20 protein-coding genes are annotated in these 21,096 nt (G+C 72.0%); 10 read left to right on the top strand and 10 right to left on the bottom strand.

From position 1 onward, the window contains the following. Positions 1–46 precede the first annotated feature (46 nt). Positions 47–253: a cold-shock protein gene (locus A4U64_RS17380; RefSeq protein WP_003937833.1), complete on the top strand. Its 207-nt coding sequence runs from the start codon at positions 47–49 to the stop codon at positions 251–253. 442 nt (positions 254–695) lie between these two features. Next, the gene (locus tag A4U64_RS17375) at positions 696–902 is read left to right on the top strand and encodes a cold-shock protein (protein ID WP_003937833.1); all 207 of its coding nucleotides are present in this window, start codon (positions 696–698) and stop codon (positions 900–902) included. Between the two features lie 81 nt (positions 903–983). On the opposite strand, the gene A4U64_RS17370 is transcribed toward A4U64_RS17375, so the two are convergent. After that, on the bottom strand, positions 984–1,973 hold the full coding sequence (locus tag A4U64_RS17370; RefSeq protein ID WP_065922882.1) for a helix-turn-helix transcriptional regulator: 990 nt from the start codon (positions 1,971–1,973) through the stop codon (positions 984–986). 75 nt (positions 1,974–2,048) lie between these two features. Between A4U64_RS17370 and A4U64_RS17365 the strand changes: the two genes are divergently transcribed. After that, positions 2,049–2,975, top strand: coding sequence for a 4-(cytidine 5'-diphospho)-2-C-methyl-D-erythritol kinase (locus A4U64_RS17365; RefSeq protein ID WP_006938943.1), 927 nt, complete (start codon positions 2,049–2,051; stop codon positions 2,973–2,975). A gap of 23 nt (positions 2,976–2,998) precedes the next feature. Then, entirely contained in the window at positions 2,999–4,795 is a 1,797-nt protein-coding gene (locus tag A4U64_RS17360) for an ABC-F family ATP-binding cassette domain-containing protein (RefSeq protein WP_006938940.1), read from the top strand. 61 nt (positions 4,796–4,856) lie between these two features. Here the strand turns inward: A4U64_RS17360 and A4U64_RS17355 are convergent, their stop codons facing one another. From A4U64_RS17355 to A4U64_RS17345, 3 genes are read right to left on the bottom strand one after another with little or no spacing between them, the layout of a single operon-like run. After that, positions 4,857–6,014: an acyl-CoA dehydrogenase family protein gene (locus tag A4U64_RS17355; protein WP_006938938.1), complete on the bottom strand. Its 1,158-nt coding sequence runs from the start codon at positions 6,012–6,014 to the stop codon at positions 4,857–4,859. Further along, positions 6,011–6,805 (bottom strand): enoyl-CoA hydratase-related protein, encoded by a 795-nt coding sequence (locus A4U64_RS17350; RefSeq protein WP_065922881.1) that lies wholly within the window; start codon positions 6,803–6,805, stop codon positions 6,011–6,013. The genes A4U64_RS17355 and A4U64_RS17350 overlap by 4 nt, the downstream gene beginning before the upstream one ends. Further along, positions 6,802–8,316 (bottom strand): acetyl-CoA acetyltransferase, encoded by a 1,515-nt coding sequence (locus A4U64_RS17345; protein ID WP_065922880.1) that lies wholly within the window; start codon positions 8,314–8,316, stop codon positions 6,802–6,804. Before A4U64_RS17345 ends, A4U64_RS17350 begins: the two co-directional genes overlap by 4 nt. 100 nt (positions 8,317–8,416) lie before the next feature. On the opposite strand from A4U64_RS17345, the gene A4U64_RS17340 reads away from it, so the two are divergent. From A4U64_RS17340 to A4U64_RS17325, 4 genes are all read left to right on the top strand, one after another. Next, on the top strand, positions 8,417–9,046 hold the full coding sequence (locus tag A4U64_RS17340) for a TetR/AcrR family transcriptional regulator (protein ID WP_029542101.1): 630 nt from the start codon (positions 8,417–8,419) through the stop codon (positions 9,044–9,046). A 101-nt stretch (positions 9,047–9,147) separates the two neighbouring features. Further along, a complete protein-coding gene (locus tag A4U64_RS17335) occupies positions 9,148–9,627 on the top strand; it encodes a nuclear transport factor 2 family protein (protein ID WP_006938931.1) in 480 nt (159 codons plus the stop codon). A 28-nt stretch (positions 9,628–9,655) separates the two neighbouring features. Further along, positions 9,656–10,102, top strand: coding sequence for a VOC family protein (locus tag A4U64_RS17330; protein WP_006938929.1), 447 nt, complete (start codon positions 9,656–9,658; stop codon positions 10,100–10,102). Positions 10,103–10,185: 83 nt separating this feature from the next. Further along, positions 10,186–11,223, top strand: a complete 1,038-nt coding sequence (locus A4U64_RS17325) for an enoyl-CoA hydratase/isomerase family protein (protein ID WP_065922879.1) — start codon at positions 10,186–10,188, stop codon at positions 11,221–11,223. Between the two features lie 126 nt (positions 11,224–11,349). Here the strand turns inward: A4U64_RS17325 and A4U64_RS17320 are convergent, their stop codons facing one another. Further along, entirely contained in the window at positions 11,350–11,883 is a 534-nt protein-coding gene (locus tag A4U64_RS17320; protein WP_065922878.1) for a hypothetical protein, read from the bottom strand. 85 nt (positions 11,884–11,968) lie between these two features. Further along, positions 11,969–13,636, bottom strand: coding sequence for a peptide chain release factor 3 (locus A4U64_RS17315; RefSeq protein WP_006938923.1), 1,668 nt, complete (start codon positions 13,634–13,636; stop codon positions 11,969–11,971). Positions 13,637–13,835: 199 nt separating this feature from the next. Here A4U64_RS17315 and A4U64_RS17310 point away from each other — a divergent pair, with 199 nt between their 5' ends. Continuing rightward, on the top strand, positions 13,836–15,470 hold the full coding sequence (locus A4U64_RS17310) for a fatty acyl-AMP ligase (RefSeq protein ID WP_065922877.1): 1,635 nt from the start codon (positions 13,836–13,838) through the stop codon (positions 15,468–15,470). Between the two features lie 72 nt (positions 15,471–15,542). Here A4U64_RS17310 and pth read toward each other — a convergent pair whose 3' ends face one another. The 4 genes from pth to A4U64_RS17290 all read right to left on the bottom strand — a co-directional run bounded on the left by pth (position 15,543) and on the right by A4U64_RS17290 (position 19,765). After that, on the bottom strand, positions 15,543–16,115 hold the full coding sequence (gene pth, locus A4U64_RS17305) for an aminoacyl-tRNA hydrolase (protein ID WP_006938920.1): 573 nt from the start codon (positions 16,113–16,115) through the stop codon (positions 15,543–15,545). 101 nt (positions 16,116–16,216) lie between these two features. Continuing rightward, positions 16,217–16,822: a 50S ribosomal protein L25/general stress protein Ctc gene (locus A4U64_RS17300; protein ID WP_006938918.1), complete on the bottom strand. Its 606-nt coding sequence runs from the start codon at positions 16,820–16,822 to the stop codon at positions 16,217–16,219. 205 nt (positions 16,823–17,027) lie between these two features. Further along, on the bottom strand, positions 17,028–18,497 hold the full coding sequence (locus A4U64_RS17295) for an FAD-dependent oxidoreductase (RefSeq protein WP_065923519.1): 1,470 nt from the start codon (positions 18,495–18,497) through the stop codon (positions 17,028–17,030). Between the two features lie 89 nt (positions 18,498–18,586). Further along, positions 18,587–19,765 carry an aminotransferase class V-fold PLP-dependent enzyme gene (locus A4U64_RS17290; RefSeq protein ID WP_006938916.1) on the bottom strand — a complete coding sequence of 393 codons (1,179 nt, stop codon included), beginning with the start codon at positions 19,763–19,765 and terminating at the stop codon, positions 18,587–18,589. Between the two features lie 45 nt (positions 19,766–19,810). Between A4U64_RS17290 and A4U64_RS17285 the strand changes: the two genes are divergently transcribed. Further along, positions 19,811–21,055 (top strand): APC family permease, encoded by a 1,245-nt coding sequence (locus A4U64_RS17285; RefSeq protein ID WP_006938915.1) that lies wholly within the window; start codon positions 19,811–19,813, stop codon positions 21,053–21,055. The last annotated feature ends 41 nt before the right edge of the window (positions 21,056–21,096 follow it).

Raw genomic sequence — 21,096 nt, 5'->3', positions numbered from 1 at the left:
CGAAAGATGAAGGCCGCACGGCTTTCCGAGATGTATGAGGTTGAAAATGGTTGAAGGTACCGTGAAGTGGTTCAACGGCGAAAAGGGCTTCGGCTTCATTGCCCCCGCCGACGGCTCCGCGGACGTCTTCGTGCACTTCTCCGAGATCCAGGGCGGCGGCTTCCGCACCCTCGAGGAGAACCAGCGCGTGAGCTTCGAGGTCGGCCAGGGTCAGAAGGGCCCGCAGGCCACCGGCGTCACCGTCATCGGCTGACGTAGGTCGAACGCTCGGCGCGCGTTCCCCGGGCAGGTGCCTTCTCCGACGGCCTCGTGAGGTCGTCGTGGAAGTGTCGCCGTGAGAGGTGCATCCGAGCAGTGAAGAGGGGCCGGTCCGCAGGGACCGGCCCCTCTTCGTGTCGGTGGGCCGGCGTCGTCGTATCCGGGCGTCGGCGTCGTGTCCTGCGAAAACGTTTCGGCACAACGCTGTTTCGTGGCAGTTCCGGCGATATCGCTGGCGGTGCGGGCGCCGATGTGATCTACTTGCACTCGGTCGTTAGGTAGTGTTCGTGGTTCACCCCTCGCGCATTTCTGGTCGCGAGCGGATGCGATAGCCCACACGGAATCGTTTTCTACCGTCGAGTGACAGACCCGAGCGGCGATGTGTCGCTCGACGAGTGGGGAAGCCTGGTGCTTCCCGAATCTTCTTAGGAATGAACATGGTTGAAGGTACCGTGAAGTGGTTCAACGGCGAAAAGGGCTTCGGCTTCATTGCCCCCGCCGACGGCTCCGCGGACGTCTTCGTGCACTTCTCCGAGATCCAGGGCGGCGGCTTCCGCACCCTCGAGGAGAACCAGCGCGTGAGCTTCGAGGTCGGCCAGGGTCAGAAGGGCCCGCAGGCCACCGGCGTCACCGTCATCGGCTGACACACCCGCCTCACCGGCCGGATGTCACACGAGTTCGGTTCGATCGAATACGTGTGACATCCGGTCATCGCACGCGCCGGCTCAGTCGCTCACAGCGACGGAGCCGGCGCGTTCGTATCGCCGGGCCAGCAGCTCGTGGCGCCGTCCCGCGTGCAGGCACGCGTCCCGCAGTTCCGGCGGATCCAGCACGGTGAAGTCGACGTCGAACGCCGCGAGCCAGCCCGCGATCGACCCGAGCGACGTGCCGCCGAGCGCCACCGCGCAATGGTCGTCGTCGACCGGTTCGAGGGTGCCCCACTGCTCGTCGACCATGGGCGCGATCGACTCGAACGGCGCGTGCAGCAGCACCCGGGCCCGGACCCGGACCGACCCGCGCGCGATGCCCCGGGCCACGAACTCCGCGGCCCCGCCGGGCGGCAGCCCGCGTGTGGTGAACCGCGGACCGGTGGGGATCTTCGGTTCCATCCGGTCGACGCGGAACGACCGCCAGTCCTGCCGGTGCAGATCCCACGCCACCAGATACCACCGTGCCCCGGAGCGCACCAGCCGGTACGGCTCCACCTCCCGCCGCGAGAATCCGCCGTCGTGCGTGCGGTAGTCGAAGCGCAGCCGCTCGTGTGCGTGGCACACCGAGGCGACGGCGGACAGCAGGCCCGCGTCGACCGCGGACGCGGCCGGAGCCTGCTCGACCACGTCCACCCGCAGCGCTTCGAGCCGGTGCCGCAACCGCGACGGCATCACCTGCCGCAGCTTGGCCAGGGCGCGGCCCGAGGCCTCCCCGATGCCCGTCACCGAGCCGGTCGCGCCGGACTGCAGCGCGACCGCCACCGCGACGACCTCCTCGTCGTCGAGCAGCAGCGGCGGCATCTCCGCACCCGCGCCGAGGCGGTACCCGCCGCCGACCCCGACGGTCGCGTCCACCGGGTAGCCGAGGTCGCGAAGCCTGTCGACGTCGCGGCGCACCGTGCGGGTGGTGATCTGCAGGCGCTCGGCGAGCTCGGTGCCGGACCAGTCCCGTCGGGTCTGGAGCAGCGACAGCAGGCGCAGCAGGCGAGCGGACGTTTCGCGCATGGCCCGAGCATGCCAGTGAACGAGGACAGCCGTCGTCCGCAATCGGTTCCGCGCGGGTGCGTAAGCTGTATATCCGTGCTGTCCGTCGTTCCGAGCCCCGTCACCGTGCGGGCGCCGTCCAAGGTGAATCTGCACCTCGCCGTCGGTGACCTGCGCGACGACGGATACCACGAGCTGCGCACGGTCTTCCACGCGCTGTCGCTGAGCGACGAGGTGTCCGTCGCCCGCGCCGACACGCTGAGCCTGCGGGTACGCGGTGCCGACGCCGCGGCTGTCCCCACCGACGCCGGCAACCTTGCGTGGCGGGCGGCGGCCCTGCTCGCCGAGCGCGCCGGACGCGCACCCGAGGTCGCCATCACGATCGACAAGGGCATTCCCGTCGCGGGTGGCATGGCCGGCGGCAGCACCGATGCCGCCGCCACGCTCGTCGCCCTCGACGCCCTGTGGGGGCTCGGTCTCACCCGCGACGACCTCGACGAGTTCGCCGCCGAACTGGGCAGCGACGTCCCGTTCTGCCTGCACGGCGGCACCGCCATCGGCACCGGGCGCGGCGAGCGCCTGGTGCCCGTGCTCTCCCGCGGCACGTTCCACTGGGTGCTGGCCCTCGCCAAGGGCGGCCTGTCCACCCCGGTGGTGTTCCGCGAGCTGGACCGGCTCCGGGCCGAGGGCTCCCCGCCCCGGGTCGGCGGACTCGACAGTCTGCTGCAGGCGCTTGCCGCCGGCGATCCACACGCGCTGGCGCCGCTGCTGGGCAACGACCTGCAGGCCGCTGCCCTGTCGCTCGAGCCCGCGCTGCGGCGCACCCTGCGTGCGGGCGTGGAGGCCGGGGCCCTGGCGGGCATCGTCTCCGGGTCCGGACCCACATGCGCGTTCCTGTGCGCCGACGCCGCCGCGGCGGTGACGGTGAGCGCCGAGCTGGCCGGTGCCGGCGTGTGCCGGACGGTGCGCGTGGCCTCCGGGCCGGTCCCGGGCGCGCGCGTCGTCGACAACTCCCACCACTGATCTCTCGGAAGGCATTGCTCCGCGTGGCGAATCTGATCAACCTCGAACAGGTCTCGAAGTCCTTCGGCATCAAGCCGCTGCTGGACTCGGTGTCCCTCGGCGTGCAGGAAGGTGAACGCATCGGCGTCGTCGGCCTCAACGGCGGCGGCAAGACCACCCTGCTCGAGGTCCTCACCGGCCTCGAGGAGCCCGACTCGGGCCGGGTCAGCCGGGTGGGCGGGCTGCGCATGGCGGTCGTCACCCAGCGCGGTGTTCTGCCGCCCGGGTCCACGGTCGGGCAGGTCGTGCTCGGGCCGTTGGGTGTCGCCGAGCACGAGTGGGCCGGCGACGCCCGGATCCGTTCCGTCCTCGCGGGCATCGGCGTCGACCGGCTCGGCCTCGACGCGCTCGTCGACGGTCTCTCCGGCGGCGAGCGACGGCGCGTCGCGCTCGCGGCCGCGCTCGTGCAGGACCTCGACCTGCTCGTGCTGGACGAACCCACCAACCACCTCGACGTCGAGGGCGTGCAGTGGCTCGCCGAGCACCTGCTCGCCCGGCGCAGCGCCCTCGTCGTCGTCACCCACGACCGGTGGTTCCTCGACACCGTCGCGACCCGCACGTGGGAGGTCGTGAACGGGCAGGTGGAGAGCTACGAGGGCGGCTACAACGACTGGATCTTCGCCCGCGCCGAGCGGGCCCGGCAGGCCGATGCGATGGAGGAACGGCGCCGCAACCTCGCGCGCAAGGAACTGGCGTGGCTGCGGCGCGGGGCTCCGGCGCGCACCTCGAAGCCGCGCTACCGCATCGAGGCGGCGGAGTCGCTGATCGCGAACGTGCCGCCGCCGCGGGACACGGTGGCGCTGGCGTCGTTCGCCAAACGGCGCCTCGGCCGGGTGGTCATCGAACTCGAGGACGCGACGCTGACCACCCCCGACGGCCGGGAACTGGTGCACGACCTCACGTGGCGGCTCGGCCCGGGCGAGCGGATCGGCCTGGTCGGGGTCAACGGATCGGGGAAGACGACGCTGCTGCGCACCCTCGCCGGGGAACTCGAACCGGCGTCGGGTCGTCGCATCCAGGGCAAGACCGTCGAGATCGGTTGGCTGCGACAGGAACTCGACGACCTGCCCACCGACCTGCGGGTGCTCGACGCAGTCAAGGACGTGGCTGAGCGGATCACCCTGGGGGACAAGGAGATCTCGGCCGGCCAGCTCGCCGAACGGCTCGGCTTCACCCCGGCGCGGCAGCGCACCCCCGTCGGAGACCTCTCCGGCGGCGAGCGCCGACGGCTGCAGCTGACCCGGGTGCTCATGGCCGAGCCGAACGTGCTGCTGCTCGACGAGCCCACCAACGACCTGGACATCGACACCCTGCAGCAGCTCGAGGACCTGCTGGACGGCTGGGCGGGCACCATGGTGGTCATCTCCCACGACCGCTACCTGATCGAGCGGATCTGCGACTCGACGTGGGCGCTGTTCGGCGACGGCAGGCTCACCAACCTCCCGGGCGGGATCGACGAGTACCTGCGCCGGCGCGCGGCGCTGGGCGACGGGGACATCCCGTCGTCGGCCTCCACCGTGGCAAAGGCGTCGACTCCGGACCAGATTGCGGCGCAACCGAAGCGCGACGGTGCGGCCGAGCGCGCCGCCCGCAAGGAACTGGCACGGCTCGAGCGGAGCGTGGCGAAGCTGACCGAGCGCGAGGAGAAGCTGCACCACGACCTCGCCGACGCGGCCACCGACCCCGATCGCCTGCAGAAGCTCGACGCCGAGCTGCGCAGCGTGGTCGCGGAGAAGGAGGCCGCCGAGGAGCAGTGGATGGAGCTGGCAGAGGGGTTGTAGGCCCCGGTGTGTCCTTTGGGCGGCAGCAGCAGCCCAAAGGACACACCGGCGGCGAAGCCGCCTACAATCCCAGCAGCTTGCTGATGATCTCGTTCATGATCTCGGTGGTGCCGCCGCCGATGCCGAGAACGCGGGCATCGCGGAAGTGGCGTTCGACCTCGCTCTCGCGCATGCAGCCGAGGCCGCCGAAGAGCTGCACCGACTCCATCACCGCGTGGTCGCACACCCGGACGGCGAAGTTCTTCGCCATCGACGTCTCGAGCAGCATCGCCTCGCCGTTCACCCAGCGTTCGGCGACGGAGCGGCAGAAGGTGTGGGCCGCAGCGATCTCGGTTGCCGTCTCCGCGAGCCGGTGGCGCACCACCTGACGGCTCGACAGGGGCCGGCCGAACGTCTCGCGCGAACGGACCCACTCCACCGCCAGGTCGTAGCAACGCCGCGCGGTGGCGACGGCCTGGAACGCGAGCGAGAGCCGCTCGCCCTGGAACTGCTGCGCGATCTGTGCGAACCCGCTGTTCTCCTCGCCGATCAGGTTCGCGACGGGCACCCGCACGTCGTCGTAGAACAGCTCGGCGGTGTCCGAGCACAGCCAGCCCATCTTGTCGAGCTTGCGCGAGACCGTGAATCCCGGTGTGCCGGTGGGCACGACGATCAGCGAGATGCCCCCGGCTCCCGCCGCACCCGTGCGGACGGCGGTGGTGACGAAATCGGCGCGCGTGCCGGAGGTGATGTACAGCTTGGCGCCGTTGATCACGTACTCGTCGCCGTCGCGGCGGGCGGTGGTCCGGATGCCCGCGACGTCGGAACCCCCGCCCGGCTCGGTGATACCCAGCGAGCCGATCATCCGGCCCTCGAGGGCGGGCCGGGCGAACCGCTCGATCAGGTCCCGGTTCCCGGACGCGACGATGTGCGGGGTGGCGATGCCGTGGCTGAACAACGCGGAGATCAGGCCGGACGAGCCGCCCGCGAGGATGATCTCCTCGAGGATCGCGAGCATGTCGAGCGGGTTGCCGCCGGAACCGCCGTGCTCCTCGGCGACCGAGGCGCCGAGCAGCCCGGCGTCGGCCGCCGTGCGGTGCAGCTCGGGCGGGACGGCGCCCTCGCGCTCCCAGGTGTCGAGGTGCGGGAGGATCTCCTTGCGGGTGAAGTCGGCGGCGAGCCGGCGCAGCGCGGCCCGCTCGGGGGTGTCCCAGGTTTCCCTGTTCAACGTCGTGGTCATCGTCCGCTCCAGACGGGTGTGCGCTTCTCCATGAAGGCCATGACACCCTCGAGGGTGTCGGCGCTGGTGGTCAGTCGGGCCAGGGCGGCGTCGGTCGCGGCCCACGCCTGTTCCTCGGACGGGACGATGCCGTCGACGATCCCGCGCGCGATCGTCTTGCTCGCCTGCACGGCCAGGGGTGCGCCGGCGGCGACGAGGTCGGCGAGTTCGAGCGCGGTGGTGAGGAGGTCGGTCCGCGGAACGACGCGGTTCACCAGACCCCAGCGCAGCGCGTCGGTCGCGGCCATCGGCTTGCCGGTGAGCACGAGCTCCATCGCGACGGCCCGCGGGAGGGCTTCGACGATCCGGAATACGCCGCCGGCGCCGGCGATGAGGCCGCGGTGGACCTCGGGCAGCCCGAATTCGGCGGTGTCGGCGGCGACGACGAGGTCGCTCGCGAGGGCGAGCTCGGTACCGCCGCCGAGGGCGGTGCCGTTGACCGCCGCGACGATCGGCTTGGTGATGTGGTGCCTGACCACGCCGGCGAAGCCCCAGTGCGCGGTCTCGGGCGGGGTCACCCCACCCGGGCCGGCGGTGCCGAGCGCCTTGAGATCGGCGCCGCCGCAGAACACGCTGTCCCCGGCGCCGGTGAGGACGACGACGCGCACGTCCGGATCCTTGTCGGCGCGTTCCCACGCCTCGCCGAGGCCGGTGTGCACGTCGGCGTTGATGCTGTTGGCGGCCTTGGGCCGGTTGATGGTGACGAGCAACGTGTGGCCGCGCTGCTCGACCAGGACGACGGGCTCGGTCATGCGGGGGTCTCCTCGGGGACGGGGTCGGTCAGGGTGACGGTGAGGGCGCCACCGCGGTCGACGACGTGGACGGTGCGGCCGGCGAGGTCGGGACCGCCGGCGAGCACCGCCGCGCCCGCCGCATCGGTGTAGCCGGAGACCCGGCGGCCGTCGGGGGTGGTGCCCACCAGGAACCCGATCGCCGGGTGGCCGTCGCGTCCGTATTCTGCGGTGGCCGTGTGGATCTCGACCTCTCCGGTGTAGTCGGCGGCGAACTCGGGTGCGGTGGCGGTCAGCACGCGAGGCTCGGGGTCGCCGACGTACCCGCGGGTGTGCGGGGCGGCGGCGAGCACGACGGTGTGCTGGTAGGTCAGGTAGCCGCCGTTGCCGTGGACGAGGGCGATCTCGGCGTCGGTGCGCAGCCGGCGCGTGACGGCGACGAACGAGTGCAGCGTGTAGCTGTTGAGCGGTCCGCCGAAGAACGAGTGGCCGCCGGTGACGCTCGGGACGGTCTCGCGGGGCAGGCCGAGGTGCTCGATGAGCAACTTCGGCACCACGGGGAAGCAGCTGTAGGCGTCCACGATATCGAGGTCGGCCGGCCGGAGATCGGTGCGTTCGAGGGTGCGGGCGAGGGCGTCGGCCAGCGCCGCGGACCGGCCGAAGTCGGCGCGGGCGAGGATGTCGGCCGGCTCGGTCGCGCCCGCACCGCCCCACACGTACACGATCCGGTCCTCGGCGACGCCGAGCTCGCGGGCGGTCGCGAGGGAGGTGACGACGACGGCGGCCGCCTGGTCGACGAACGGCATCGCGTTGAGCAGCAGCGGGTACGGGGCGGTGACCATCCGGTTGCGGGGGCCGACGGCGGTGATGTCCTCGGCGGTGCGCAGGTCCGGGTTCCAGGCGGCGGGGTTGCGGCCGGCGATCTCCGAGAACGCGGCGTACAGCTGGGCGGACCAGGCCAGCGACTCGTCGCGGGAGTGACCGAGTTCGTGGCTGAGCCGGGTCTCGAACAGCGGGTAGACGCGCGTGGGTGCGATCATCCCGGCGCGCTGCATGGCGGGGCTGCCGAGGTCGTCGGGGTCGAACGCCGGCGGCCCGCCGGGGTCGGTGGTCCAGCCGAGCGTGGCCGGGTCGGTGCCGGTCTTCGTCGCGGCGGTGACCGAGGCCTGGGACTCGCCGCCGACGAGCAGCGCGACACCCGCGGCGCCGGTGGCGATCTCGTGGGCGATCCGGTCGAGCAGGGCGGCCGGCCAGTGCCCGCCGATGGGGCTGGTGTGGGTGCGGACCGCTGCGGCGCCGAGACGCGCGGCGAGCAGGGCGGGCAGGTCGTCGTACGCCCAGCTCGCGGTCTTGACGGCGTACACGGAGTCGATGCGCTGGGCGAGTCCGTCGGCACCGGAGTCGGCGAGGGCGGCCACGGCGGCCTCGTGGATCAGGTCGAGCGGTTCGCGGGGGTCGGCGGGGGCGCCGGCGCGTCCGGAGCGCAGGTCGCCGACGCCGACGACGACGGGTACCCGGGCAGGGTCGGTCATGGCGGTCCTCGGGGGAGTTGTCCTGGGATCGGTCACCCGCACACTAATACGGACTGATTCAGTCTGTAAATGGGGTGGGGTGTCTGGCACACTGCAGACCGTGACCGAGCCGACCGTCCGTCGCCGGGGCCGACCCCGCGACGCCGACCTCGAGGACCGCGTCTACGACGCGGTGATCGAGGTCTACTCCGAGACCAGCTGGCGCGGCTTCACCATCGACGCGGTCGGCAGGCGCGCCCGGGTGGGCCGCGCGGCGCTGTACCGGCGCTGGGCCACCAAGGACGAGTTGCTCGTGCAGGCCCTCGAGGCGCGCAGCCCGCTGCCGGTGCCGATCGACACCGGATCGTTGCGCTCGGACCTGGTCGAGCTCGTCACCCAGCTGCTGCGCGGCTACCGCACCACGCCCGGGCTGGTGAGCCTGCGCGTCGCGCTCGACGCCCGCGTGCACCCGGACCTGCTGGCCAACCTGACCACCACGCTCAACCGGAGCCGCCTCGTCGCGGCCCGCACCATCGTGCTGCGGGCGGTCGAGCGGGGCGAGCTGCCCCCGGCGGTCTCGGTGACCCTGCTGCTCGAGATGGTCACCGGCGCGGCGCTCAGTCACGTGCTGTTCTCCCTCGCCGACCCGGGATCGGCGGCGGACGACGACGCCTATGCCCGCACGCTCGTCGACGCCGCGATCCGGGCGCTGGTCGCGGAACGGGAACACGATCCAGGTGCCGTGACCTAACTGCAATCGAATTGCCCGGCGAGCCGCCGAAATCGATACCCTCCGAGGGTGATCCCGGCTAGCCTGGCTGACAGGTCTTACCTGTGGTGGGAGGCGCGAGAATGGATCTGCAGGCGATAGGTGAGATCGAGCGGCTGAAGTACCGCTACGCGCGGGCGCTCGACACGAAGTCGTGGATCGAACTGGCCGACACCATGGTTCCCGAGGCCACCGCCGTCTACGGCGAGCACCTGAGTTTCGAGTCGCGCGACGCGTTCCTGAACTTCCTCGAGAACACCCTCGGATCCCACGTCATCACCGAACATCACTGTGGCCATCCCGAGATCGACGTCGAGGGCGACACGGCCACGGGCATCTGGTTCCTGGCCGACACGGTGGTGGTGCCCGAGGACGGGCTGGTGATGCGCGGGTCCGCCTACTACCACGACCGCTATGTGCGTTGCTCCGACGGGAGCTGGCGCATCTCCCATACCGGATACGAAAGAAACTGGGAGACAGTCACATCCGTGTCCGACATGCCCAGCTTCCGGCTCACGTCGAACCGGTGGTCGCTGCTGCAGCAGCCGCCCCGCGCATCCTGAACCACCCGAGAGGAGGGGACCCCGCCCGATGACCGCGACCGACACCGAAGTCTTCCCCCGGGCCGGTGCGCTCCCGTATCTCATCGTGGCGCGCGCCCGCAGCGCCATCGACTGGTACCGGCAGGTGTTCGGCGCGACACTGGCCGCGGACCCCGTGGTGCTGGAGGACGGCCGGATCGGGCACGCCGAGCTGGTCTTTCCGACCGGAATGGTCTACCTCGCGGAGGAGTTCCCCGAGATGGGCCTGGCCGCGCCCGAGGCCGGCGCGACGTCGGTGAGCCTGATGCTGCCGGTCGCCGACACCGACGCCGTTCTCGCGAAGGCCCACGACGCCGGCGGCACCGTCGAGCGCTGGATCGCCGAGAGCCACGGTCACCGCAACGCCACGCTGCTCGATCCGTTCGGGCACCGCTGGCTGCTCATCGGCCCCCCGACCGGTCGCCGGCAGGACGGCACCGCCGGTACCGGACAGTAGGCCGCGGTGCGCCGAGTTCGACACGCGCGCCGCCGGGCTCACACGATCGGCCGTCGGGGGAGCGGCCCGGTAGGCTCCGCCCCGTGACCGACACCTTCATCCGCACCCGCGTCGCCAACGGCATCGGCGAGGTGGTGCTCGACCGGCCGGTGGCGCTCAACGCCCTCGACTCGTCGATGATCCGCGACATGTACGAGGCCCTGCTGGCGTGGCGCGACGACCCCGAGATCACCGCGGTGCTGGTCACCAGCGCATCCGACCGGGCGTTCTGCGCGGGCGGCGACATCAAGCCGGTGCGGGACGCCGCCGTGGCCGGCGACACCGCCACGGTGCGGGACTACTTCGCGAACGAGTACCGGCTCGACGAACTGGTCGCCACCTACCCCAACCCGTATCTCGCGCTCCTCGACGGCGTCACGATGGGCGGCGGGCTGGGCATCTCGGTACACGGCGCGGTGCGCGTCGTGACGGAGAAGGCGATGCTGGCGATGCCGGAGACGGCGATCGGCTTCATCCCCGACGTCGGCGCCAGCCACTTCCTGCCGCGGCTGCGCGGCACCACCGCCCGCTGCGACGCGGTCGGCCTGTATCTGGCGCTGACCGGCGCCCGCGCCGACGCGGGCGACGCCATCGCCGTCGGCCTGGCCACCCACTTCGTTCCCAGTCACCGGATCGAAGCCCTCGCCGACCGGATCCGCGAGGGACACTGGCAGCTGGCGCTCGACGAGTTCGCCGAGGCGGCCCCCGCATCGGCGATCGCCGACCGCTACGCCGACATCGACGCGGTGTTCGGCGACGGCACCGTCGCCGACGCCGTCGAACGGCTCTCCGGCGACCACGACCTCGACGAGCAGTGGGCCGTCACCACCCGCGCGGCGCTGTGCGCGGCGTCCCCGACGAGCCTCTGGGCCACCGCGGAGCTGCTGCGTCGCGGCGCCGAGAGCACCCTGGGCGAGTGCTTCGCGCGGGAACTCGAGGTCGCGGTGCGGATCACCGCCGAGCCCGACTTCGCCGAGGGGGTGCGCGCGGTGCTCGTCGACAAGGACCGCAACCCGTCGTGGTCGCCGCGGGGGATCGGCGAGGTGGACCCGGCCGTCGTCGCGGGGCTGTTCCGGGAGTAGACGCTCGGCCGGCCGCAGTCCCGCGCGGGGAGTGGGGCGCGACGAGACGACGCATCCGCGCACGAAATCCTCAGCAGTGCGGGTTGTTTCGTGCGTTGCCGACCGGCGGGGGCGCGGATGCGGGCGTCAGCGTGCGCTGCGCTGCGGCGCGAGCAGGTCGACGACGATCTCCTGGCCGCCCAGCACGGCGCGGATCTCCGGGTTCTCGAACCCGCCCGCGACGAGGTACTCGCCGAGCAGGGTGAGCAGTTCGTCGGTGCCGATCGTCGGGTCGGAGGCGGGGGGCCGCTGCGCGCGGGCGGCGAGTTCGGTGTGCGCCAGTCGCGCCGCGATCCGCACGGATGCCACTCCCATCGAGTTGCGGCGCGACGCGGCGGTCGGCGTGCTGTCCGCGGCGACGCCGTTCGTGCCGGCGACGATCTCGTCGAAGCTCGGCAGCGAGAGCGGATCGGTGCCGTTGCCACCGGCCTCGTCGGCGACGTCGTGGTCCGCCGCGTGGCTTCCCACCGAGTGCGGGGCGGACGCGCCGTTACCGGTCAGGGTTCCCGGCAGGGGATAGACGAAGGTGCCCGCCCGCTTGGGCCCCGGCGACTCGTCCGCCGGGTCGGAACGGCCGCGCAGCGGCGTGCCGTCGGTCGGTGCGGCCGAGTCGTCGTCCATGAACGCTCCTGACATCCGCGAGCTCGGTCGGCTCGACGGCACAGCAAACTACCAGTAACACCAGCCCCACGCACCACGGGCGTCCCTAATCGGCGGTGGCCACCAGCGGCTCGAGGGTGAGCTCGGGAAGTTCCTTCTGGATGTACTGCAGCCGCCACTTGTCGCTCACCAGCGCCAGCAGCACCCCGTCCGAGCGGGTGAAGACCTCGACGCCGCGCTGCCGGTTCAGCTCGTCCGCCGAGGCCGCGTCGGTGCGGCGGGCCAGCGCGTAGCCGAGCGGTTCCATCCGCGGCTCGACGTTGTACTCGGCCTTCATCCGGGCCGCCACCACCTCGAACTGCATGGGACCGACGGCTGCCATCACCGGGGACGCGTCGCCGCGGATGTCGTTGCGCAGGATCTGCACCACGCCTTCGGAGTCGAGTTGATCGACGGCCTTGCGGAACTGCTTGTACTTCGAGGCGCTCTCGGCGCGCAGGATCGAGAAGTGCTCGGGCGCGAACGACGGGATCGGCGGGAACTCCACCTTCCTGTCCACGTACAGGGTGTGCCCGGGCGCGAGAGCCGTGGCGTTGACCAGGCCGACCACGTCGCCGGGGTAGGCGTTCTCGACCGTGGACCGTTCCCGGCCGAACACCGTCAGCGCGTACTTGGTGGCGAACGGCTTGCCCGTCTGCGCGTGCGTGACGACCATGCCGCGCTCGAACACCCCGGACACCACCCGCATGAACGCCAGGCGGTCGCGGTGCGCGGTGTCCATGCCCGCCTGCACCTTGAACACCACGGCGCTGAACGGGTCGTCCACGTTGCGGGAGTTGCCGTTCACGTCGAGCCGGGCGCGCGGCGGCGGCGCCAGCGCGACGAGGGTGTCGAGGATCTGCCGGACACCGAAGTTGAGCATCGCCGACGCGAAGATCACCGGCGAGGTCTGCCCGGCCAGGAACAGCTCCTGGTCGTGGTCCTGCCCGCTGGCCGACAGCAGCTCCGACTCCTCGGCCGCCTCGATCCACGTCTCGCCCTCGCGGTCCTCGGCCTCGCCGGGGGAGAGCCGGTCCTCGGGGGCGATCTTCGCGCCGCCGGCGGTGCGGGTGAACTTGACGTACTCGACCGGTGCGCCGTCCTCGCCGCGGCGCAGCAGGCCGCGGAAGTCGCCGGCGATGCCGACGGGCCAGAACAGGGGGGTGGGGGTCAGGCCGATGCGCTCGTCGATCTCGTCGAGCAGTTCCAGCGGGGTCCGGCCGGGCCGGTCCCACTTGTTGATCACGGTGATGACGGGGATGCCCCGGTGCCGGCACACCTGGAACAGCTTGAGCGTCTGCGGCTCGAGGCCCTTGGCGGCGTCGATGAGCATCACCGCCGCATCCACGGCGGTGAGCACCCGGTAGGTGTCCTCGGAGAAGTCGGAGTGGCCGGGGGTGTCGACGAGGTTGATCACGTTGACGACGTCGTCGCCGGACTCCTCGGAGCGATAGTTGAACTGCAGCGCCGTGGAGCTGACGGAGATGCCGCGGGCCTTCTCCATCTCCATCCAGTCGGACACGGTGGACTTGCGCCCGGCCTTGCCGTGCACCGCACCGGCCTCCGCGATGACCTTCGCATGCAGGGCCAGCGCCTCGGTCAGCGTGGACTTGCCGGCGTCCGGGTGGGAGATCACTGCGAAGGTGCGGCGGCGACCCGCTTCCGCGAGCACTTCCTTCGACGACACGGCGGTGTTGCCGGCGTCGTTGCCGGTGGAAACGGGCGGGGTAGTCAACGCAGGAGAACCTCTCGAAGCGGATGTGCGGCTCGTGGATGCGCGCGGGCGGCTCGCGCATCGCAGACAACTCGTCCATGTTACTCGGCGATTGAATGTCGATTTCCGCCAGATTCGGTCACATTCGCCGAAGAGACTCCCCCTCGGCGCGGATCGGGGGCACCCTGGGCGTGGTCGTATCCGGCGTGAGGAGTGGTTCGTGAGCAGATTCACCGACGAGATGTACGAGACCGCGGCTCGCTCGCCGCATGCTCTGGTCACCGGCGAGCCGGACGCCCCGCTGCGGCAGACGTGGGGGCAGATCCACGAGCAGGCCCGGCGCATGGCCGGTGCCCTCGCCGCGGCCGGCATCGGCCACGGCGACGCCGTCGGCATCCTCGCCGGGAATCCGGTGGACATCGCCCCCGCCTGCCAGGCCGTGTGGATGCGCGGTGCCTCGGTGACGATGCTGCACCAGCCCACCCCGCGCACCGACCTGGCCCTGTGGGCCCGCGACACCGAGGTCGTCATCGGCATGATCGGCGCCCGCACCGTGGTGCTCGGCGCCCCCTTCGAGATCGCCGCGCCGCTGCTCGCCGAGCGGGGCATCCCCGTCGTCACGATCGCCGAGATGGACGCCGGCACGCCCGTCGACCCGCTGCCCACCGACGAACAGGACATCGCGCTGCAGCAGCTGACCTCCGGGTCCACGGGATCCCCGAAGGCCGTGCAGATCACGCACGAGAACTTCTACGTCAACGCGTACGCGATGATCGAGCGGATCAAGTTCTCCCTCGACGACGACGTGATGGTCAGCTGGCTGCCGCTGTTCCACGACATGGGGATGGTCGGGTTCCTCAGCGTGCCCATGCAGGTCGGCGCCGAGGTCGTCTCCGTGACCCCGCTCGACTTCCTGCGGTCCCCGCTGCTGTGGGCCGAGCTGATGAGCAAGTACCGCGGAACCGTAACGGCCGCACCGAACTTCGCGTACTCGCTGCTGGCGCGCAAGCTTGCGCAGGCGCCCGACGGCGCGGTCGACCTGTCGTCGGTGCGGTGGATGTGGAACGGTGCCGAGCCGGTCGACCCGGACACCATGGAGGCCCTCGCCGCCGCCGGCGCCCGGTTCGGCCTCGACCCCGCCGCGCTCGCGCCGGTCTACGGCATGGCCGAGACCACCCTCGCGGTCTCGGTGCCGGACCCCGGACGCGGGCAGATCCTCGATCTCGTCGACCCCGACCTGCTCGAGGCCGGCGGGATGGCGGTGCCGTCGAGCCGGTCCAACGCCCGTCGCCTGCCCACTCTCGGCCACCTCGTGCCCGGCCTCGAGGGCCGCGTCGTCGGCCAGGACGGGGAGCTGCTGCCGCCCCGCGGCGTCGGCATCATCCAGTTGCGCGGCAAGGCGGTCACCCACGGCTACCTCACCGTCGACGGTCCGGTGCCCGCGCAGGACTCGCAGGGCTGGTTCGACACCGGCGACGTGGGCTACTTCACCGAGGACGGCCTGATCGTGGTGTGCGGACGCGTCAAGGACGTCATCATCATGGGCGGGCGCAACGTCTATCCCACCGACATCGAACGGGCCGCGTGCAGCGTCGACGGCGTGCGCCCCGGCAACGCCGTCGCGATCCGCCTCGACGCCGGCGACAAACGCGAGTCGTTCGCGGTCGCCGTCGAGACCAACCGGATCGACGATCCGGAGGAGGTGCGCCGCATCGAACACGACGTCGTGCACGCGGTCGTCGCGGAGGTCGGGGTGCGGCCGCGCACCGTCGCGGTGCTCGGGCCGGGCAGCATCCCGAAGACGTCGTCGGGCAAGCTGCGCCGTGGCAGCTCCGTCCACCTGCTGGGCGGCTGACGCCGCGCTCAGTGCACCTGCTGGGCGGCTGACGCCGCGCTCAGTGCACCTGCTGGGCGGCTGACGCCGCGCTCAGTGCAGCCTGTTCTGCGCCTCTTCCAGGCCGACCCGCAGCAACAGCTCCACCGCGTCGGCGGCCTGCTCGCGGATCAGGTCGAGGTCCTTGCGTTCGGTCGAGGAGAACGGCTTGAGCACGTAGTCGGCCGGGTCCATGCGGCCGGGCGGGCGGCCGATCCCGATGCGGGTGCGCAGGTAGTGCTTGGTGCCGAGGGCACTCGAGATCGACCGCAGCCCGTTGTGGCCGTTCTCGCCGCCGCCGAGCTTGAGCCGGATCGTGCCGAAGTCCAGGTCCAGCTCGTCGTGGAGGACGACGACGTCGGCGGGCTCGACGGAGAAGAACCGCGCGAGTCCGGCGACCGGCCCGCCCGAGAGGTTCATGTAGGTGCGTGGCTTGGCGAGGATCACCTGCCGGCCGTCGAGGCGGGCCTGCACGATGTCGGCGTTGCTGCGCTTGTGCGCGCTGAACTTTCCGCCGACCCGGGCGGCGAGCGTGTCGGCCACCATGCAGCCGACGTTGTGGCGGGTCTTCTCGTACTGCGGGCCGGGATTGCCCAGCCCGACGACGAGGGCGGTGCCGTCGCTCACTTGGCGGTGTCCTTCCGTTGCGGCGGGTGTTGTCACGACGGCGGCGCGTCATCCCGTGGGATGACGCGCCGCTCGTCACGTCACGCGGAGCCGGTGGGGGCTCAGGCCTCCTCGGCCTCGGCGGCCTCGCCCTCCGCGGTCTCGCCCTCCATCGCGGCGGCGGTCGGTGCGGCGACCACGTTCACCAGCAGCAGCTCCGGGTCGCCCTGCAGGGTCGCACCGGCGGGCAGCTGCACGTTGTTCGCGAGGATCTGGGTACCGGCCTCGACACCCTCGATGGACACCTCGACCTGCTCGGGCAGGTTCAGGGCGTCGGCCTCGAGCTGGACGGTGCTGACCTCGTTGACGACCAGGGTGCCGGAGGCGGCCTCGCCGGTGACCACGAGCGGGACCTCGACGGTGACCTTCTCGCCCTTCTTCACGACGAGCAGATCGGCATGCTCGATGTAGTTGCGGATCGGGTGCACGACGACCGACTTGGTCAGCGCCAGCTCCTCGCCGCCGTCGACCTCGAGGGTCAGCAGGGCGTTGGTGCCGTGGGCGCGCAGCACGGCCGCGAATTCACGGGCCGGGAGGGCGAGGTGCTTGGGGTCCGTGCCGTGGCCGTACAGAACGGCGGGGACCTGACCGTCGCGGCGGGCGCGGCGGGCGGCACCCTTGCCGAACTCGGTACGGACGGCGGCTACGAGACGGTTTTCGTCGGACATGCTGAAAGGCTCCTACGCATATGGCTCGAACTGGGGCGGTCTTCCCGGCGAGGGGCGACGCGCGCGGCCAGGAGCGTGGACACGCTCGAGCGGAGCCGCAGCCGCGTCGATCACGGTGAGCCAGCGATTTCGCGGTTCACCCTCGCCGAGACAACTCGAACGACTCTACCGGATCCGCCCGGGCCAGTCGAACGCCGCCCTGCGCTCAGCCGCGCGCGGCGGCGGTGCCCGCCCGCCGGCCGAAGAAACTGCCGTCGCCGAGGGAGATGCCGCTGCAGTATCCCCACGCCGACAGCCCGGCCGCCGCCCGTCCCGCCGCGAACAGCCCCGGGATCGGCGTGCCGTCGACGTGCAGCACCTCCGAGTCCAGACTCGTGCGCAGGCCGCCGAGCGTGAACCCGCCGGTCATGCCGCGCAGGTCGATCGCCGCGACGGGCGAACCGATCGGCTTCACCCATTCGCGCTTCTTGCCCAGCAGCGGGTCCTCGCCCCGTGCGGCGTGCCGGTTGTACAGCTGCACCGTGGACTGCAGCGCCTGCTCGGGCAGACCCATCTCGGCCTCGAGGTCGGCGACGGTCTCGCACACCCATTTCGGCTGATGCCGCAGCTGCTCCGACGACGTCGGGGCTGCGATCCCCGCCTCGTACGCCGCCTCGTCGATGACGAGGAACGCCTCGTTGTCGTTCTTCAGCAGGGTCAGCTGACCGATGCGGCCCGGGTAGGTGTCCTCGGGCACGTATCGCTGGCCGCGCCCGTTGACGAGAATGCCGCGCGCGATCAGCTGAGGATCACAGAAGAACGCCACCTCGGTCGCGTTCATGTGCGCGAGGTCGGCGCCGAGGGCTTGCGCCATCCGGATCGCCCGGCCGTCGTGCTCCTCGATCGACGCGGCGGGACGGCCCACCAGATGCGGCGCGTACGCCCGCACCATGTCGTCGTTGTAGGCGAAGCTGCCCGTGGCGAGAACGACCCCTCGGCGCGCCCGGATCGCCAGGTCGGTGCCGTACCGCTTGGCCAGCAGCCCGACCACCCGTCCGGACGCATCGGTGACGAGGGTCTGCACCCGCACGTCGTACTCGGCGCGGACCCCGAGCGCGGCGGCCTTCTCGGCGAGCGGCTTCATGAGCATGTAGCCGCCGCCCTGCTCGCCGGTGCGCTTGTTGCTCATCTGCGGCACGTGACCGCGCGGCGCGGGCCGGGCGACGCTGTGGAACGGCGCCGCGTTCTCCCCGCCGGTGTACTGCAGGCCCGCGTCGGTGGGTGGCTCCCACCCGGGCTCGCCCCAGAACTCGTGCTTGAACGGCACCCCGCACCCGACGAGCCAGTCGAAGTGCGCGACGGAACCCGCGCAGTACGCGGCGATCTTCTCCTCGTCCACGCCCGGTCCGAGTGCCGCAGTCAGGAACGCGCGCATGTCGTCCACCGAGTCCTCGAACCCGCAGGCCCGCTGCACGGTCGTGCCGCCGCCGAGGTAGACGAACCCGCCGGCGAGGGCGGCCGCGCCGCCCCACCCGCCGGTGCGTTCCAGCACCAGCACGTCGGCTCCGGCGTCGGCGGCGCCGATGGCCGCGCAGACACCGGCGATGCCGTATCCGGCGATCACGACGTCGGCCTCGAGATCCCAGGCGGGGATCCGGTCGACGGGAACAGGACGGACGGGACTGGTCTCGGTCATCGCGATCCTCTCGAAGTGGTGCGGGGATTCGCACACCTTGACCACGCGACCTGGGGGAGCGGTACCGGCTGTCCCGGTTGCCGGGACGGTCAGGACCGGGTGAGCGACCGCACGGCCGCCAGGAACCGGTCCACGTCGGCGGGGGAGACGAAGTAGTGCGGGGAGGCCCGCACCACCGACTCGAGCCGTCGCGCCGACATCTCGAGCAGCGTCGAGCCGCGCCCGCTGACCGTGACCGTGATCGCCTCGGCGGCCAGCGCCTCGCGCAGGTGCGCCGGATCCCAGCCGTCGACGGTGAACGAGACGATGCCGCTGTGTTCCTTGCCGAGGTCGCGCACGGCCACGCCGGGGATCCGGCCCAGCCCGTCGCGCAGGTGCTCGGCCCGGTAGGCGACCGCCTCGGTCACCGCGTCGACACCGAAGTCGAGCAGGTAGTCGACGGCGGCGCCGAGCCCGAGGCGGGCGGCGACGTTGGTCTCCCACAGCTCGAACCGCGTCGCGTCGTCGGCGACCCGGTACTCGTCCGGGGCCGTCCACTGCGCGCTGTGCAGGTCGAGCACGGCCGGTTCGAGCTCGGTGATCAGCCGGGGGCGGACGTAGAGGAAGCCGGTGCCGCGGGGTCCGCGCAGCCACTTGCGACCGGTCGCGGAGAGCGCGTCGACGTCGAACTCGGGCACGCTTACCGGCAGCTGGCCGACGGACTGGCACGCGTCGAGCAGCACCAGCGCACCGACCTCGTGCGCGGCGTCGGCCACCTCCCGCACCGGGTTGACGAGCCCGCCGTTGGTCGGGGCGTGCACGACGGACACCAGCTTGACCCGCTCGTCGAGGGTGCGGCCGAGGGCGTCGACGTCGATCCGGCCGAGCGCGTCGGTGGGCATCGTCTCCACCGTCGCGCCGGTCGCGCGGGCGCGCTGCAGCGCGGAGACGGCGTTGCTGGCGTATTCGGAGCGGGTGAGCAGGATCCGGTCGCCCTCGCCGAGCGGCACCGAGTAGAAGAAGCTCGCCCACGCCCGGGTGGCGCTCTCGACCAGCGCGATCGACGACGCCTCCGCGCCGATCAGCCGCGCGATCGAGGTCTTCACCGCGGCGAGGTCGCCGGCGCGTTCCGCGGCCGCGACGTACCCGCCGACCTCGGCCTCGCGCCGCAGATGCGCGACGGTCGTCTCCAGCACCGGGGTGGGCGGCAGCGACGAGCCAGCGCTGTCGAGGAAGACCCGGTCGAAGCAGCCGGGCGTGTCCCGACGGGCGCGTTGCAGGTCGAGCATCGAGGACGTACCTCCCGTTCATGTCTTCGTGGTTGGAATGTACGCGTGAGCGAACCGACACCCCTGCAGCGCCGGCTCGGCACCGGTGACGCCGTCGCCATCGGGCTCGGCGCGATGATCGGGGCGGGGGTGTTCTCGGCGTTCGCGCCGGCCGCCGCCGCGGCCGGCGCGGGCCTGCTCGTCGGCCTGGCCGTCGCCGCAGTCGTGGCGTACTGCAACGCCACGTCGTCGGCGCAGCTCGCCGCGCAGTATCCGACGTCCGGCGGCACCTACGTGTACGGCCGGGAACGGCTCGGGCCGTGGTGGGGCTTCGTGGCGGGCTGGGGCTTCGTGATCGGCAAGACCGCCAGCTGCGCGGCGATGGCCTTGACCTTCGCCGCCTACGCCGTGCCGGAACCGTGGCGGCGGCCGGTCGCCGTCGCCGCGGTCCTCGCCCTGACCGCCGTGAACTACCGGGGCATCACCCGCACGGCCCGGCTCGCGCGCATCATCGTGGCGCTGGTGCTCGTCGCCCTCGCCGTGGCGGTGACGGCGAGCTGGGCCGGCCCCGGGGCGCAGCCCGCCGATCCGTTCGGCCCCGTCGGCGGCGGCGCGTACGGGGTGCTGCAGGCGGCCGGCCTGCTGTTCTTCGCCTTCGCGGGCTACGCGCGGATCGCAACGCTCGGTGAGGAGGTGCGCGAGCCGCGCCGGACCATCCCGCGCGCGATCGTCGGCGCCCTCGGATTCGTGGTGCTGCTCTACGCCGTCGTCGGGGTGACCCTGCTCGCGTGCCTCGGGCCGGACCGGGTGGCGTCGAGCAGCGCGCCGCTGCTCGACGCGGTCCGCGCGGGCGGCTGGGCGTGGGCGGCGCCCGTCGTGGTGGCCGGGGCCGCGGTCGCGTCGCTGGGCGCCCTGCTCGCCCTCGTGACGGGCGTCGGCCGCACCGCACTCGCGATGGCGCGGCAGGGCGATCTGCCGCGCCCGCTCGCGGCGGTGCATCCGCGGTTCGCGGTGCCGCACCGGGCCGAACTCGCCGTCGCCGCGGTGGTGTGCCTGCTCGTCGCGACCGTCGATCTGCGCGGAGTGATCGGATTCTCATCCTTCGGGGTGCTGGTGTACTACCTCGTCGCGAACCTGTCCGCCTTCACCCAGCGGGACGAGCACCGTCGCTACCCCCGATTCCTGCAGGTGATCGGGGCCGTCGGGTGCGTCGCGCTGACACTGACGCTGCCGCCGGGCGCCGTCGGGGTCGGCGCCGCCGTGCTGGCGGTCGGTGTCCTCGCACGGGCGACGCGCCGGGCCGTGCCGTGAGCGTTCACCCGCATCCTGTCGCCGGTTGACGTTAGGCTCGT

Source organism: Rhodococcus sp. WB1, from assembly GCF_001700945.1.
GTDB lineage: Bacteria > Actinomycetota > Actinomycetes > Mycobacteriales > Mycobacteriaceae > Rhodococcus > Rhodococcus aetherivorans.
This window is presented reverse-complemented; position numbering and strand designations above follow the sequence as displayed.

Bases quoted from the DNA above. Each gene is read 5' to 3' on its own strand.
- A4U64_RS17380 (WP_003937833.1), top strand. From the start codon at position 47: ATGGTTGAAGGTACCGTGAAGTGGTTCAACGGCGAAAAGGGCTTCGGC.
- A4U64_RS17375 (WP_003937833.1), top strand. From the start codon at position 696: ATGGTTGAAGGTACCGTGAAGTGGTTCAACGGCGAAAAGGGCTTCGGC.
- A4U64_RS17370 (WP_065922882.1), bottom strand. From the start codon at position 1,973: ATGCGCGAAACGTCCGCTCGCCTGCTGCGCCTGCTGTCGCTGCTCCAG.
- A4U64_RS17355 (WP_006938938.1), bottom strand. From the start codon at position 6,014: ATGACCACGACGTTGAACAGGGAAACCTGGGACACCCCCGAGCGGGCC.
- A4U64_RS17350 (WP_065922881.1), bottom strand. From the start codon at position 6,805: ATGACCGAGCCCGTCGTCCTGGTCGAGCAGCGCGGCCACACGTTGCTC.
- A4U64_RS17345 (WP_065922880.1), bottom strand. From the start codon at position 8,316: ATGACCGACCCTGCCCGGGTACCCGTCGTCGTCGGCGTCGGCGACCTG.
- A4U64_RS17335 (WP_006938931.1), top strand. From the start codon at position 9,148: ATGGATCTGCAGGCGATAGGTGAGATCGAGCGGCTGAAGTACCGCTAC.
- A4U64_RS17330 (WP_006938929.1), top strand. From the start codon at position 9,656: ATGACCGCGACCGACACCGAAGTCTTCCCCCGGGCCGGTGCGCTCCCG.
- A4U64_RS17320 (WP_065922878.1), bottom strand. From the start codon at position 11,883: ATGGACGACGACTCGGCCGCACCGACCGACGGCACGCCGCTGCGCGGC.
- A4U64_RS17300 (WP_006938918.1), bottom strand. From the start codon at position 16,822: ATGTCCGACGAAAACCGTCTCGTAGCCGCCGTCCGTACCGAGTTCGGC.
- A4U64_RS17295 (WP_065923519.1), bottom strand. From the start codon at position 18,497: ATGACCGAGACCAGTCCCGTCCGTCCTGTTCCCGTCGACCGGATCCCC.
- A4U64_RS17290 (WP_006938916.1), bottom strand. From the start codon at position 19,765: ATGCTCGACCTGCAACGCGCCCGTCGGGACACGCCCGGCTGCTTCGAC.